Here is a 14,351-nt window from a genome sequence, read left to right as displayed (position 1 = left end):
GCGGGCCGACTGGGAGCATCCGTTTCGAACAACGACAAACGGGCGCGCGCGACCGAAGCCGCGCACGCCCGCAGGCAATTACTGAACTAGAGCCTGGCCGGTTCCTGAATGGGTAGGGCGTTGGTCGGCGGCTCGAAGGTATGGTCGAACGGCATCTCGTCGGTGTCGAGCAGGGGGTTGTCGTCCTGCGTCTTGACCAGTTCGTGCGCTTCCTCGTGGGTGTTGACGCTCGGCATCGAACCCGGGAGTGGGCGGTTGGCCGATTCCTTGAGAAAGTAGATGGCGATCGCCCCGATCAGCGAGGTGCCCATCAGGTAGAAGGCCGGCATCAGGTCGTTGCCGGTGCCCACGATGAGCGCCGCGATGATGAACGGCGTGGTTCCACCGAAAATGGCCACGGCGAAGTTGTAGGAGATGCCCATCGCGCCGTAACGGCTCGCCGTCGGGAACAGCGCCGGCAGGGCTGAAGCCAGGTTGGAGACGTAGAAGGTGACCGGGAACGCGATGAGCGCCAGGCCGAGCAGGGTCGACCAGATCTCACCGATGCCGATCAGCAGGAATGCCGGGTACGACAGCACGACGGTGCTGATCGCACCGATCCACAGCACCGGGCGACGCCCGATGCGGTCGGACAGCCGGCCGGCCAGCGGGATGCATAGGGCCATGACCACGAGAATCGGAATGGTCAGCGCTGTACCGTGCAACTCGTCGTACCCCTTGTTCTCGGTGAGATAGGTGGGCATGTACGAGGTGAGGGCGTAGCCAACAGTGTTCGCCGCGGCCACCAGGATCATCGCGATGATGATGTTGCGCCAGTACGCCTTGAAAATGGCAATCGGGCCCTTGGGAGTGTCGGCTGTCGCGCCGACCGGGTTCTTCTGGGCTTCCTCCTGCGCGTCGAGGGTGGCCTGGAAGGCCGGCGACTCGTCGATCTTCATGCGGAAGTAGATGGCGATAAGGCCGAGCGGACCGGCGATGAGGAACGGGATACGCCAGCCCCACGCCTCCATGATGTCCTGCCCGAGGGTGAGCTGCAGCACCGAGACCAGTGAGGCTCCGATGGCGAACCCGAGATAGCTGCCCATGTCGAGGAAGCTCGCGAAGTAGCCGCGCTGCGTGTCGGGGGCGTGCTCGCTGACGAAGGTCGTTGCGCCGGCGTACTCGCCGCCGGTTGAGAAGCCCTGGACGAGTTTGACGAACACCAGCAAGACCGCGGCCCAGACGCCGACCTGAGCGTAGCCGGGCAGCAGCCCGACGGCGAAGGTCGAGGCGGCCATCAGGATCAGGGTGGTGGCGAGCACCTTCTGGCGGCCGATTCGGTCGCCGAGCCAGCCGAAGAACACCCCGCCGAGCGGGCGGGCGAAGAAGGTCGCGGCGAAGGTGCCGAGCAGAAACAGGGTTTGAACGGATGCGTCCGCCTCCGGCAGGAAGACCGGACCCATGGTGGTGATGAGGTACCCGAAGATACCTACGTCATACCATTCCATGGTGTTTCCCACGATGGTGCCGCCGAGGGCGCGCTTCATGATGGGCTTGTCGACGACGTTGACGTCGGAGACCGCGATGCGGCGGCGGCGGAGGGTCCTTGTGGGCTTGCCCCGTGCTGCCCCGGCGCTAGTGGCGCCGGAATTCAGGTTGGACGTGCTTCGGTCAGTGGGCATGTGAATTTCTCCCGGGGAGATATTGTGCTGCGAAGACAAAGCTGTACTGCGTGGTGCAGATTTTTTTCAACCCAGCCACAATACCCCCTTATGGGGGACATTGCCCAAACGGCATTCTCAGGAATGGGGATGCGGGAGCCCCGCTGGCCCCGCTTAGGCTGGTCGCATGACTGATTCCGTTGACTTCTGGTTTGACCCGTCGTGCCCCTGGGCCTGGATGACTTCGCGTTGGGTCGACGAGGTCGCCCGACTGCGCGATTTCGAGGTGACCTGGCACGTGATGAGCCTTGCCGTCCTCAATGAAGATCAGGACGTGAGCGCGGAATACGCGGCGTTCTTTCCGCGGGCGCTGAAGTACACCCGCCTCGTGGCCGCCGCTGGTGAGCTGCACGGCCAAAAGATGGTCAAGGCACTCTATGACGCCCTCGGCGTCCTCATTCACCCCGGGGGCAGCGTTGATGCTGACGAGGTCATCCTGGCCGCGCTCGCCGAGGTCGGCCTGCCCGCTGACTTCGCCGCCTTCGCCGACAGCGATGAGTACGACCGGGAGATGCGGGCGAGTCACTTCGACGGCATCAACCGCGTCGGCCAGGACGTCGGAACCCCGGTGATCGCCGTCAACGGCGTGGCCTTCTTCGGCCCCGTCATCTCCCCGGCACCGATGGGCGATGCGGCCCTCGCGCTCTGGGACGGCGTCGTGGCCCTCGCCAATTACGACGGATTCTTCGAGCTCAAGCGCAGTCGCATCCGGGAGCCGATTTTCGCGGAGGTCGTCGGCACTAAATAGACTGCTCTTATGCGCATCCATATCGCCACGGACCATGCCGGACTCGACCTCAGCAACCACCTGATCACGCACCTGCGTGCAGCCGGCCACGAGGTCATCGACCACGGGCCGCAGACGTACGACGCCCTCGACGACTACCCGGCCTTCTGCATCAACGCCGCGCAGGTCACCGTCGACGACCGGGAGAGCGGCATCGAAGCGCTCGGCATCGTATTCGGCGGCTCGGGCAATGGTGAGCAGATGGCCGCCAACAAGGTGTCCGGCGCCCGCGCCGCCCTGGTCTGGAACCTCTCCACCGCCCGGCTGGCCCGGGAACACAACGACGCCAACATCATCTCGATCGGCGCCCGCGAGCACACCATCGGGGAGGCCACCGGCTTCATCGACGCCTTCATTGCCGAGCCGTTCAGCGAGGAGGAGCGGCACGTGCGTCGCATCCGTCAGCTGGCGGAGTATGAAACCAGCGGAACCATCGTCGGCAAGAACGTCGACGAAAAGTGATCTGAGGTGCCAGAGGGTCATTCCGTTCACCGCATCACCCGACAGTTCCAACGCAATTTCGTCGGCCACCGGGTCACGGTCAGTTCGCCGCAGGGCCGGTTCGTGACCGGTGCCGCTCAACTGACCGGGCACACGGTGACGGATGCCCGCGCCGTCGGCAAGCAGATGTTCCTGGAGTTCGACCACGGACTGTGGTTGCGCATCCACTTGGGAATGTACGGCGCCTGGGATTTCAGCGGAGACATCCTCATGGATGCCACGATGGCCGCGGCCAACGGCCGGATCGGCCAGACCAACCAGCACGGCACCGGTCTTTCAGCGGATGCCCCAACCTTCGACCAGAACGGCGAGAACTCGATCTTCAGTATCGGGGCGCCGCGCCGCACCCGGGTGCGCATGTCGGAGCAGGAAAAGGAGATCGACCTCGCCGACACCTTTCCGCCCGAGCCGGTCGGCCAGGTGCGGGTGCGCCTGCTCAGCGACACGGTCTGCGCCGACCTGCGCGGACCGACTGCGTGCGAGGTGCTTGACCCGGCCCAGGTCGAGGCCGTCATCGCCAAACTCGGACCCGACCCGGAACTGGACAACAGTCCGGAAGCCGAAGCGCGGTTCGTGAGTGTTGTGCGCAGGAAGCCGGCGCCGATCGGCCGCCTGCTGATGGATCAGACCGTGGTCAGCGGCATCGGAAACGTCTACCGGGCCGAGATGCTCTTTCGGGCCGGCCTCAACCCGCACGCTCCCGGCAAGTCTTTGAGCGACGAGGTTGTGCGCGCGCTCTGGCAGGACTGGGCCCACCTGCTGCACATCGGCGTTGCGACCGGGCAGATGATGACCATGGACAAGCTCGAGGGCGATACCTATCGGCTCGCCATGAAGAATCGCGCCGACCGGCACTGGGTGTACAAGCGGGAAGGCCTGCCCTGCCGGGTCTGCGGAACGCACATCGTGCTCGAAGAGATGGCCGCCCGCAAGCTGTACTGGTGCCCGCGGTGCCAGGCCTGAAGCACTCGCTGCGAACCGGCGTGGTGTGAGCGCATCAGGCGGGCTGCGAAAATAGAGTCATGCTCCCGTCTCGCTTTGTGCGCCCCCGCCGTCGTGTTGCCACCCTGATCAGTGGTGGTCTGATCGGCGCGGTCGTGCTGGCCGTGGGCTTGACCGCCTGCTCGACCGACACTGGCGCCGGCGTGATCGACACCGTCGGCACGATCGACTTTGTGAACCCGCTCGCCATCCCGCCGCTGGCTGAATCGACCGTCAACGCTGACGGAGAGCGAGTCTTCGACCTCACGGCCGAATCGGGGACAACCGAGTTCACGTCGGGCGTTGACACCGACACCTGGGGCTACAACGGCAGCTACCTCGGCCCCACACTCGTCGCCGCCCGGGGGGAGGACGTGCGCATCAATGTCGCGAACGATCTGAGGGAGGCCACCACCGTGCACTGGCATGGCATGAGCCTGCCCGCCGAGATGGACGGTGGCCCGCACCAGATGGTCGAACCGGGCGCCACCTGGAGCCCGAACTTCACCATCGACCAGCCCGCAGCGACCCTGTGGTACCACCCGCACCCCGACGGAAAGACGGAACACCAGGTCGAAATGGGCCTGGCCGGTCTCTTCCTGGTGCAGGACGACGAGGAAGCAGCGCTCACCCTGCCCCGCACCTACGGTGTCGACGACATTCCCGTGGTCGTGCAGGACCGCCGTTTCGATGACGACGGTCAATTCGTCACCGACGTGCGCGGCTACATCGGGCCGATCGGCGACCAGCTGCTGGTCAACGGAACCCTTGCGCCCTACCTCGATGTCACGTCCGAGGTGGTGCGGCTTCGCCTGGTCAATGGATCCACGTCGCGAATGTATGACTTCGGGCTCAGCGACGGCCGGTCCTTCGACCTGATCGCGACCGACGGGGGACTGCTCGCGGAGGCGGCGCCGATGGACGGCATCCGTTTGTCACCGGGGGAGCGTGCCGAGATTCTCGTGCAGGTCACCCCGGGCGAGACGGTAAATCTACAGTCCACCCCGCCCGACCTCGGCACCTCGGCCAGTGCCGCCACCCGCAACGCCGGCGACGACACGCTCGACGTGCTGGAGCTGCGCGCCGCCGCCACGCTCAGCAGCATCGGCGCCCCCTCGACCACCCTCGCCGCCATGGAACCGTTGCGGAAAGCGGATGCCTCCGCCGACCGCTCCTTCACCCTCAACGGCTACACCATCAACAACAAGCTGATGGACATGACGCGCATCGATGAGACCGTCGAGGCCGGCGCCACCGAGGTGTGGACCGTCGACAACGCCATGCCGTTGCCGCACAACTTTCACGTGCACGCCGTGCAGTTTCAGGTGCTGCGGGTAGGTACCGAGCCACCGCCGGCCGAACTCTCGGGCTGGAAAGACACGATCTACCTCGAGCCGGGGGTGCGCTACGAACTGATCATGCAGTTCGCTGAGTACACCGATCCCGACTTTCCGTACATGTTCCACTGCCACATGCTGGCGCACGAAGACGCCGGCATGATGGGCCAGTTCGTCGTCGTCAAGCCGGGCGAACAGGCCGGCACCCCGCCGACCGCTCACGACGCGAGGGTGCCTCAATCGAACCTGGCCGTCGGCAGCGGGCCGCGCGTGCTGTCGCCGGCCCACGGGCACTAGCGGATTAAACAGCGAAAGCCGTCAGCAGAAGCTGGCGGCTTTCGCGATTCGACGTTGTCCTTACGGTCGATACAGAGGGGTCGACGGGAATCGAACCCGCGTCATAAGTTTGGAAAACTCAGGCTCTACCATTGAGCTACGACCCCACGCCCAACATTCGGGCACTGGGATAGCCTAGTACAAGAAACCGGGTGCCGGATGCCAGCGGGCGCGCATCCGCTCGAATGGCGTGCATTAGACTGGTTGAGGTCAATCCGCCTGTCGCGAGCGTTCTCACGCGCCAGCAGGTTGGCTCCCCAGTTATCAGTACCAGCGGATTGAAAGATCCGGGGCGTAGCTCAGCTTGGTAGAGCGCTCGTTTTGGGGGCGAGAAGTCGCAGGTTCAACTCCTGTCGCCCCGACATTACCCGCAGCACACCGTTTCAATACACAGGAGAGTCTCGAGTGAAGTCCACGGTCGAAAAACTGAGCCCCACGCGCGCCAAGCTCACCATCACGGTGAGCCCAGCAGAGCTGAAGCCAGCCATCACCCACGCCTACGGCCACATCGCCGAAGACATCAACATCCCGGGTTTCCGTAAGGGAAAAATCCCGCCGGCCATCATCGACCAGCGCGTCGGCAAGGCTGCCGTTCTGGAACACGCCGTCAACGAGGGTCTCGACGGTTTCTACCGCGCGGCCGTCGAAGAGAACAAGCTGCGCCCGCTGGGCCGTCCAGAGGCCGACATCGTCGAATGGCCGAGCAACACCGACTTCTCCGGTGACCTGCTCCTCGCCATCGAGGTTGACGTGCGCCCCGAGATCGACCTGCCCGACTACGCCGGCCTCAAGCTCACTGTCGACGCCGTCGAGGTGTCCGACGACGAAGTTGCCGAGGAACTCGACAAGCTGCGCAGCCGCTTCGGCACGCTCATCACGGTTGACCGCCCCGCCAAGACCGGTGACTTCGCCCAGATCGACCTGAACGCCGCGATCGACGGCGAAGAGGTCGACACCGCGAGCGGCATCTCCTACGAGGTCGGCTCCGGCGACCTCATCGACGGCATCGACGAGGCCCTCGACTCGCTCAGCGCCGGCGAGACCACCACCTTCAACTCCGACCTCATGGGCGGAGACCACGAGGGTGAGACGGCCGAGATCACGATCACGGTCATCGCCGTCAAGGAACGCGAACTTCCCGCCGCTGACGACGACTTCGCTCAGATCTCGAGCGAGTTCGACACCATCGCCGAGCTCACCGAGAGCCTCAAGGTTCAGGTGGAACAGAACAAGGCCTTCGGCCAGGGCAGCCAGGCCCGCGAGCGTCTCATTGAGACGCTCCTCGGCTCGGTCGAGGTTCCGATCCCCGCCGCGATCATCCTCGACGAGGTCAACCGCCACCTCGAGGGCGAAAGCCGCCTCGAAGACGACACCCACCGCGCCGAGGTCACCGAAGCCAGCGAGAAGACCTTCCGTCAGCAGATTCTGCTCGACACGATCGCCGAAGCCGAGCAGGTCAAGGTCAGCCAGGACGAGCTCACCCAGTACCTCATCCAGGGCGCCAGCCAGTACGGCATGGACCCGAGCGAATTCGTGCAGACCCTCAACACCAACGGCCAGATCCCGTCGATGGTGGCCGAAGTCGCCCGCAACAAGGCCCTCGCCATCGCCCTGGGCAAGGCCGAGGTCGTTGACTCCAACGGCAAGCCGGTCGACCTGAGCGCGTTCACCGGCCCGGTCGACGACGTCACCGACGCCGAGCCGGTTGTTGAAGCGGATGCCGCTGCCGGCGACGCCGAGGCAGCTCCGGTCGCTGACGCTGACGCCGAGGTTGAAGAGAAGCCCAAGAAGAAGAAGGCCGCTGCCAAGAAGTAGCGTTTGCAGCAGTACCGCCTGATGGCGGGCACGGGCCGACTGGATTCACTCCAGTCGGCCTTCTGCATGCTGCAGGAGCCGTGCGCGGCATCCGGTTATCTGCCGAGGGCGAACAGAGCCGTTTTCGCTCGCGCGCTCCGATAGATTCATTGAGAAGCGACAACTGAAACGGAGCACGACATGGCCGACCCGACACCCACCAACGGTGTATTTGACCGACTGCTGAAGGACCGCATCATCTGGCTCGGCTCAGAGGTCCGTGACGAAAACGCGAACGAGATCTGCGCGAAGATCCTCCTGCTGGCAGCGGAAGATTCCAAACGCGACATCTACCTCTACATCAACTCTCCCGGTGGATCGATCACCGCCGGCATGGCGATTTACGACACGATGCAGTTCGTACCCAACGACATCGTCACCGTCGGTATCGGCATGGCGGCCTCGATGGGCCAGTTCCTGCTCACGAGCGGCACCAAGGGCAAGCGCTACATCACCCCGAACGCGCGGGTACTGTTGCACCAGCCGTCCGGCGGCTTCGGTGGCACGGCCGCCGACATCCAGACCCAGGCCCGCCTCATTCTCGACATGAAGCAGCGCCTCTCCGAGATCACGGCCGCGCAGACCGGAAAGACCCCGGAACAAATTAACGCCGACGGTGACCGTGACAACTGGTTCAGCGCCCAGGAAGCCCTCGAATACGGTTTCGTCGATCACCTGCGCGCATCCGCTTCGGACGTTATCGGCGGTGGCGGCACTGACCCCGACGCCGACGTGTCCAAGTAGCCCACCGAAACTGAACAGGAAGAAATCATGACTATCCCCACATTCGGTGGAACGGCCTACAGCTCGATGGGCGGCTCTACTAAGAACGCTCCCGAGTCGCGCTACATCCTCCCCACCTTCGAAGAGCGCACCGCCTACGGCTACAAGCGCCAGGACCCCTACGCCAAGCTGTTCGAAGACCGCATCATCTTTCTTGGCGTGCAGGTTGACGACGCCTCGGCCGATGACGTCATGGCCCAGCTTCTCGTACTCGAGAGCCAGGACCCTGACCGCGACATCACGATGTACATCAACTCGCCGGGCGGATCGTTCACCGCAATGACGGCGATCTACGACACGATGCAGTACATCCGCCCGCACGTGATGACGGTCTGCCTCGGCCAGGCGGCATCCGCTGCGGCCGTGCTGCTCGCCGGCGGTACAGCGGGCAAGCGTCTCGCCCTACCGAACGCGCGCATCCTGATCCACCAGCCCTCGGTTGGCGGCCAGGGCGGTGGCCAGGCCTCGGACATCGAGATTCAGGCGGCCGAGATTCTACGCATGCGGGTCTGGCTCGAAGAGACCCTCGCACACCACTCCAACCGGAGCGTGGAGCAGGTCAATAAGGACATCGACCGCGACAAGATCATGAGCGCCGCCGATGCTCTCGAGTACGGGCTCATCGACCAGGTTCTGACCAGCCGTAAGAACCTTCCTATGCTCGTTAAATAGCCTAAAGACCTGAACCGGCCGGCTGGCGCGTCGCCTTCGGGCGGCGCGCCGTTTCGGTTTGTGGCGTGCTGCACGTAACTGTCACACGCACAGGCTAGGCTCAATTGCAGCGAGACCAATGGAGGAGGCTGACATGGCCCGAATCGGTGAAAGTGCCGACCTGCTCAAGTGTTCCTTCTGCGGAAAGAGCCAGAAGCAGGTACAACAGCTCATCGCCGGCCCCGGCGTTTATATCTGCGACGAATGCGTCGAGCTGTGCAATGAAATCATCGAAGAGCGTCTGGCCGAAGCCGGCTCTGAGGCCGCCGCCGGTGAATTCGACCTCCCCAAGCCCAAAGAAATCTTCGGCTTTCTCGAGGAATACGTCATTGGCCAAGAACCCGCCAAGCGTGCCCTCGCCGTCGCCGTGTACAACCATTACAAGCGTGTGCGGTCTCGGGCAACGCTCACCGCAGCCGAAGCCATTCACGACGACGTCGAGATCGCCAAGTCCAACATTCTGTTGATCGGCCCGACCGGCTGCGGCAAGACCTACCTGGCCCAGACCCTCGCGAAGCGCCTCAACGTTCCCTTTGCCGTAGCGGATGCGACGGCCCTCACCGAAGCCGGTTACGTCGGCGAAGACGTCGAGAATATTCTGCTCAAGCTCATTCAGGCTGCCGACTATGACGTCAAGCGGGCTGAGACCGGCATCATCTACATTGATGAGATCGACAAGATCGCCCGCAAGGCCGAGAACCCCTCGATCACCCGCGATGTGTCGGGCGAGGGCGTGCAGCAGGCGCTGCTGAAGATTCTTGAGGGCACGATCGCCTCGGTTCCCCCGCAGGGTGGGCGCAAGCATCCGCATCAGGAATTCATTCAGATCGACACCACAAACGTGCTGTTCATCGTGGCTGGTGCTTTCGCCGGGCTCGAAGACATCATCTCGTCCCGCGCCGGTAAGAAGGGCATCGGCTTCGGGGCTCCGCTGCACATCAAGGGCGACGACATCAACCTGTTCAGCGAGGTGCTGCCCGAGGACCTGCACAAGTTCGGGCTGATTCCCGAGTTCATCGGTCGTCTTCCCGTGGTCACCACGGTCACCCAACTCGACCAGGTGGCCCTGATGCAGATTCTCACCGTGCCCAAGAATGCACTCGTGCGTCAATACCAGCGTATGTTCGAGCTCGACGGGGTTGAACTCGAATTCGAACAGCCGGCATTGGAAGCCATCGCCGACCTCGCCGTGCTGCGCAAGACCGGCGCCCGCGGGCTGCGGGCCATCCTCGAAGAAGTGCTCGGCCCGGTCATGTTTGAGGTGCCGTCCACGACCGACGTGGAGCGGGTCATCATTACCCGCGACACGGTGCTGCACAATGCGCCAGCCGAAATGGTGGTGCACAAGACTCGCCAGGTGAAGTCGGCCTAGTTCGGGCGTACCCCGGCGGGTATTTGCTGGGATTGCTGGGGATCGAACAACTCATGTTGGCGGTGGCCATGATGTTGGAGTGGCTGGTGCTGTAGCGGTCGCTTCGCGGTGCATTCGACGTCCGGCTATCGAGTGCCACGGAGGTTGGTTCTGATCTGGTCTGGCCTCACTGAGTCGCCGGTGCACTCTTGAGGGGGTGTTCACCTGCGCGACCGAAACGAGTTCGCAGCAGTATTCCGGTTTCCATGCGTTCAACGACCAGCGCGGACAGCACGGCACCCAGCGCGATGAGCGCACCGGTCACTTCAAGTCCCTCTTCCATACCGACAAGCGCATGGTAGGTCAGGCTGGCGCGCGATAACTCGTCGAGGCGGCCTCCCACCGCGATGCCGCCAATGGCCTCAAAGCCAACGGCACCGAGAAGGTAGATAGCGCCTGCGACGATGAGACGGCGGCGAAGAAGTCGGTCGATCTTGCGGGCGATCCAGAGCAGAAGCAGGCACGCGACAACGGCCAACGGCACACCGACAGTGAGCCAAGCGAAGGTGAAGCGGCTGTCGAGGTCAAAGCGGGCGAGTTTTTCGTGCAACTGGGCGATCTCATCGGCCGACAATTCGACGGCGACGGCGGCGAGCACGAAGTAGGGTGCGCCCAGATCTCGCTCATTTCGTGCAGCGAAGCCGACGGTGGCCAGGCACAGGGCGATACCGGCGAGGAGGAGTCCGGACGCCCAGGCCCACAGATTCGCTTCGCCGTCAGCGTAGACCAGACCCGCTAGCGCGCTGAGGCCACGCCAGCCCGGAGTGCTGATGGCGATGTTCTCGCGCAAGTAGTGTGAGACGAGCCCGCTCAGCAACATGACGGCAAGAACGATGGCGGCGATCCGGAGAAACCGCCGCCGCCCCCTGCCCTGAATGAGACCCGTCGGAACGTCCATGGCCACGTAGCCTACGGCCGCGGATCGTCCCGCGCATCCTCAATACTGAGGGTGCGAGCGAACGGCTAGTTGAGGCCGCGTCGGTCGAGCAGCGGCTGCAGGTCGGCGGGCCGACCGCGCCAATGGCGGTAGGCCTCGAGCGGATCTTTGGTGCCGCCCACCCCGAGCAGCCGATTACGAAAACGATCGCCGTTCGCGCGGGTCAGGCCGCCATTCTCCTTGAACCATTCGACGGTGTCGGCGTCGAGTACCTCGCTCCAGATGTACGAGTAGTAGCCGGCGTCGTAGCCGCCGGAGAACGTGTGCGCGAAGTAGGTGCTGGCGTAGCGGGTGGGAATGGCGGGATTGTCGAGACCGACGGAGGCGAGGGCATCCGCTTCAAACCGGGCCACGTCGGTGACGATCGTGTCGGCATCCATGCGGTGCCAGGCCTGGTCGAGCAGCGCGGCGGCGAGGTATTCGCTGGTCAGGAAACCCTCGTTGAACGCCGACGACGCCTGAATGCGGTCGACTAGTTGCTGCGGCATCTGCTCGTTGGTCTCGAAGTGGCGGGCATAGTTGGCGAGCACGTCGGGCCAGAGCATCCACATCTCGTTGACCTGGCTGGGAAATTCCACAAAGTCGCGGTACACGTTGGTGCCGGAGAACTTGGGATAAGTGGCGCGCGCCAGCAGCCCGTGCAGGGCGTGGCCGAATTCGTGGAACAGGGTGGTGACCTGGTCGTAGGTGAGCAGGGTGGGCTGGCCGGCGGCCGGCTTGGAGACGTTGAGGTTGTTGCAGACCACAGACGTGTCGGTGCCGAGCAGCGAGGACTGTGAGACCAGGGCGTTCATCCAGGCCCCGCCGCGCTTGGAATCCCGGGTGTAGAAGTCGCCGATGTACAGCCCGACGGCAGAGCCGTCTTCGGCGGTGACCTCGAAGACGCGCGAATCGGGGTGCCAGCCCACCAGATCGGGCCGCGCGGTGAAGGTGAGCCCGTACAGCCGGTTGGCCGCAAAGAACACGCCGTTGGCGAGAACGCTCTCAAGCTCGAAATAGGGACGCATGGCGGCGGTGTCGACGTCATATTTGGCTCGGCGCACCTTCTCGGTGTAGAACGCCCAGTCCCACGCGGCCAGTTCGAAACCGCCGCCGTCCGCATCGATCACGGCCTGCAGGTCGGCCTGCTCGAGCAAGGCGTTGCGGGCGGCGGCGGGAGCCAGGCGGGCCAGCAGGTTCCAGACGGCAGCGGGCGTTTTCGCGGTTTGATCGGCGGTCACGTAGGCGGCATGGTTGTCGAACCCGAGCAGCCGGGCCCGTTCGGCGCGCAAATGGGTGATCTCGATCACGAGGGGCCGGTTGTCGGTGTCGGCGCCCGCCGCATCAGAACGGATGCCGCGCGCGCGACTCGCCGCGAGCAACCGTTCGCGCACCCCCCGGTTGGTCAGGCTCGCGAGATAGGGGTGCGATGTGGGAAGGACGAGACTGATCACGTATTGCCCGGTGAGGCCCCGTTCCCTGGCTGCTTCGGCCGCCGCGGATATCTCGCCTTCGGTCAGGCCGTCGAGCTCGGCCACGTCGTCGAGCACGAGCGCGAGGGCGTTGGTGTCACACAGCAGGTTCTTTTCGAACCGGGTGGTGAGGGTCGACAGTCGCGCGTTGAATTCACGCAGGGATTGCTTGTCGTCGTCGTTCAGGCCGGCCCCGGCGAGCGTGAACTCGGTGAAATACCGCTCGACCAGGTAGAGCGACTCGGCATCGAGGCCGAGTCGCGACCGCTCGGCGTGCAGGGCGGCGATGCGCTCGTAGAGCAGGGGATCGAGCCGAATCGCGTCGGCGTGGGCGGCGAGCAGCGGCGCGAGTTCTTCTTCCAGGTCGGTGGTGAAGTCACTCGAGTCGGAGGAACTCTGGTTGAAGAACACCTCGGCGACGCGCGCCAGCGTCTGCCCGCTGCGCTCGAGGGCGACGAGGGTGTTCTCGAAGGTGGGGGCATCCGCTGTGGCGGTGATAGCGTCGACCTCGGCGAGCTGCTCGGTCATGCCGTGGCGAAATGCGGGCCGGTAGTGCAGGTCGGTGATGGCGGCGAACGGCGGCAGCTGGTAGGGCAGGGTGCTGCAGGTGAAAAACGGGTTGTTCGCTGTCGAGGCCATGCCTCCACCCTAACCATCGCGGCCGCTCGGGCGGCGCGTAGGATCTGACCATGACCGACCTGACCGGCAATTCTGAGTCCGCCCCCCGTGACGAATATATTCACGGTCACCACGAGAGCGTGCTGCGTTCGCACACCTGGCGCACGGTCGCGAACTCGGCGGCCTACCTCATTCCGGAGCTGTGCACCGGAGGTGTGCTGCTCGATGTCGGCTGCGGCCCCGGCACTATCACGGTCGATCTGGCCCGGCGTCTCGCTCCCGGACGAGTTGTCGGCATAGACGCGTCGCCTGACATCGTCGCGCGTGCGACCGGTCTCTCCGCCGACGAGGGGGTGCACAACGCGAGCTTTCAGGTCGGCGACGTCTACGCGCTCGATTTCGCCGACGACACCTTTGACATCGTGCACGCCCACCAGGTGATGCAGCACCTCGCCAACCCGGTCGCGGCGATGACCGAGATCCGCCGGGTGTTGCGGCCCGGCGGCGTGTTCGCCGCCCGCGACGTGGACTATGGGGGAGTCATGATTGCGCCGCCGATAGACGGGCTGGTCGACTGGATGCGGGTCTACCGCGAGGTGCACTACTGGAACGGCGGCGACCCCGACGCTGGCCGGTCCCTCAAAACCTGGGCCAGGCGGGCCGGCTTCACCACCGTGACCAGCAGCGCATCCGTCTGGTGCTTCGCGTCCGACGCCGAGCGTGAGTGGTGGGGGGAATCGTGGGCGGTGCGGGTGACCGAATCCAGCTTCGCGGCCCACGCCATCGAATCGGGGGTGGCCGATCTCGCCGACCTCAAGCGGATGGCCGCGGCCTGGCGAGAGTGGGTGCGTGACCCCGACGGCTGGTTCGGTATGCCGCACGGCGAAATTCTGGCCCGCGCCTGACGCTCGGGCCTGAAACCCGGTGCGGTCAGGCCGCGCGGC

General features: G+C 64.6%; 12 protein-coding genes and 2 tRNA genes. 10 read left to right on the top strand and 4 right to left on the bottom strand.

Features of this window, described 5'->3' with window-relative positions; genetic code table 11:
• Positions 1-86: 86 nt before the first annotated feature.
• Entirely contained in the window at positions 87-1,661 is a 1,575-nt protein-coding gene (locus E3O25_RS02385) for an MFS transporter (RefSeq protein ID WP_134360344.1), read from the bottom strand.
• Between the two features lie 166 nt (positions 1,662-1,827).
• On the opposite strand from E3O25_RS02385, the gene E3O25_RS02380 reads away from it, so the two are divergent.
• The 4 genes from E3O25_RS02380 to E3O25_RS02365 are packed head-to-tail and all read left to right on the top strand — an operon-like array spanning position 1,828 to position 5,603.
• Positions 1,828-2,448, top strand: a complete 621-nt coding sequence (locus tag E3O25_RS02380; RefSeq protein ID WP_092110823.1) for a DsbA family protein — start codon at positions 1,828-1,830, stop codon at positions 2,446-2,448.
• A gap of 9 nt (positions 2,449-2,457) precedes the next feature.
• The gene (locus tag E3O25_RS02375) at positions 2,458-2,949 is read left to right on the top strand and encodes a ribose-5-phosphate isomerase (RefSeq protein WP_134360343.1); all 492 of its coding nucleotides are present in this window, start codon (positions 2,458-2,460) and stop codon (positions 2,947-2,949) included.
• A gap of 6 nt (positions 2,950-2,955) precedes the next feature.
• A complete protein-coding gene (locus E3O25_RS02370) occupies positions 2,956-3,951 on the top strand; it encodes an Fpg/Nei family DNA glycosylase (RefSeq protein WP_134360342.1) in 996 nt (331 codons plus the stop codon).
• A gap of 59 nt (positions 3,952-4,010) precedes the next feature.
• A complete protein-coding gene (locus tag E3O25_RS02365; protein ID WP_134360341.1) occupies positions 4,011-5,603 on the top strand; it encodes a multicopper oxidase family protein in 1,593 nt (530 codons plus the stop codon).
• A gap of 75 nt (positions 5,604-5,678) precedes the next feature.
• Here the strand turns inward: E3O25_RS02365 and E3O25_RS02360 are convergent.
• Positions 5,679-5,749: transfer RNA gene (locus E3O25_RS02360), tRNA-Gly, on the bottom strand.
• A 181-nt stretch (positions 5,750-5,930) separates the two neighbouring features.
• Here E3O25_RS02360 and E3O25_RS02355 point away from each other — a divergent pair.
• From E3O25_RS02355 to clpX, 5 genes are all read left to right on the top strand, one after another.
• Positions 5,931-6,004: transfer RNA gene (locus tag E3O25_RS02355), tRNA-Pro, on the top strand.
• A gap of 43 nt (positions 6,005-6,047) precedes the next feature.
• Complete coding sequence (gene tig / locus E3O25_RS02350; RefSeq protein ID WP_166805944.1) at positions 6,048-7,457, top strand: trigger factor; 1,410 nt, start codon at positions 6,048-6,050, stop codon at positions 7,455-7,457.
• Positions 7,458-7,637: 180 nt separating this feature from the next.
• Positions 7,638-8,240 (top strand): ATP-dependent Clp protease proteolytic subunit, encoded by a 603-nt coding sequence (locus E3O25_RS02345; protein WP_092110813.1) that lies wholly within the window; start codon positions 7,638-7,640, stop codon positions 8,238-8,240.
• 27 nt (positions 8,241-8,267) lie between these two features.
• Positions 8,268-8,951 (top strand): ATP-dependent Clp protease proteolytic subunit, encoded by a 684-nt coding sequence (locus E3O25_RS02340; protein ID WP_092110811.1) that lies wholly within the window; start codon positions 8,268-8,270, stop codon positions 8,949-8,951.
• Positions 8,952-9,084: 133 nt separating this feature from the next.
• Positions 9,085-10,362 (top strand): ATP-dependent Clp protease ATP-binding subunit ClpX, encoded by a 1,278-nt coding sequence (gene clpX / locus E3O25_RS02335; protein WP_134360340.1) that lies wholly within the window; start codon positions 9,085-9,087, stop codon positions 10,360-10,362.
• Positions 10,363-10,528: 166 nt separating this feature from the next.
• On the opposite strand, the gene E3O25_RS02330 is transcribed toward clpX, so the two are convergent.
• Together E3O25_RS02330 and E3O25_RS02325 are read right to left on the bottom strand one after the other, a co-directional pair.
• Entirely contained in the window at positions 10,529-11,299 is a 771-nt protein-coding gene (locus tag E3O25_RS02330) for a hypothetical protein (protein ID WP_134360339.1), read from the bottom strand.
• A gap of 65 nt (positions 11,300-11,364) precedes the next feature.
• Positions 11,365-13,428: a M3 family metallopeptidase gene (locus E3O25_RS02325; protein WP_134360338.1), complete on the bottom strand. Its 2,064-nt coding sequence runs from the start codon at positions 13,426-13,428 to the stop codon at positions 11,365-11,367.
• Positions 13,429-13,478: 50 nt separating this feature from the next.
• On the opposite strand from E3O25_RS02325, the gene E3O25_RS02320 reads away from it, so the two are divergent.
• Positions 13,479-14,312, top strand: coding sequence for a methyltransferase domain-containing protein (locus E3O25_RS02320; RefSeq protein ID WP_092110805.1), 834 nt, complete (start codon positions 13,479-13,481; stop codon positions 14,310-14,312).
• Positions 14,313-14,351: the final 39 nt, after the last annotated feature.

Origin of the sequence: Cryobacterium sp. TMT1-3 (genome assembly GCF_004402315.1) — a bacterium.
Lineage (GTDB): Bacteria > Actinomycetota > Actinomycetes > Actinomycetales > Microbacteriaceae > Cryobacterium > Cryobacterium luteum.
This window is presented reverse-complemented; position numbering and strand designations above follow the sequence as displayed.

What these genes read in the sequence shown, in the direction of transcription:
- E3O25_RS02345 (WP_092110813.1), top strand. Translation starts at nt 7,638, where the DNA reads ATGGCCGACCCGACACCCACCAACGGTGTATTTGACCGACTGCTGAAG.
- E3O25_RS02340 (WP_092110811.1), top strand. Translation starts at nt 8,268, where the DNA reads ATGACTATCCCCACATTCGGTGGAACGGCCTACAGCTCGATGGGCGGC.
- E3O25_RS02365 (WP_134360341.1), top strand. Translation starts at nt 4,011, where the DNA reads ATGCTCCCGTCTCGCTTTGTGCGCCCCCGCCGTCGTGTTGCCACCCTG.
- E3O25_RS02380 (WP_092110823.1), top strand. Translation starts at nt 1,828, where the DNA reads ATGACTGATTCCGTTGACTTCTGGTTTGACCCGTCGTGCCCCTGGGCC.
- E3O25_RS02325 (WP_134360338.1), bottom strand. Translation starts at nt 13,428, where the DNA reads ATGGCCTCGACAGCGAACAACCCGTTTTTCACCTGCAGCACCCTGCCC.
- E3O25_RS02330 (WP_134360339.1), bottom strand. Translation starts at nt 11,299, where the DNA reads ATGGACGTTCCGACGGGTCTCATTCAGGGCAGGGGGCGGCGGCGGTTT.
- E3O25_RS02375 (WP_134360343.1), top strand. Translation starts at nt 2,458, where the DNA reads ATGCGCATCCATATCGCCACGGACCATGCCGGACTCGACCTCAGCAAC.
- E3O25_RS02385 (WP_134360344.1), bottom strand. Translation starts at nt 1,661, where the DNA reads ATGCCCACTGACCGAAGCACGTCCAACCTGAATTCCGGCGCCACTAGC.
- clpX (WP_134360340.1), top strand. Translation starts at nt 9,085, where the DNA reads ATGGCCCGAATCGGTGAAAGTGCCGACCTGCTCAAGTGTTCCTTCTGC.
- E3O25_RS02320 (WP_092110805.1), top strand. Translation starts at nt 13,479, where the DNA reads ATGACCGACCTGACCGGCAATTCTGAGTCCGCCCCCCGTGACGAATAT.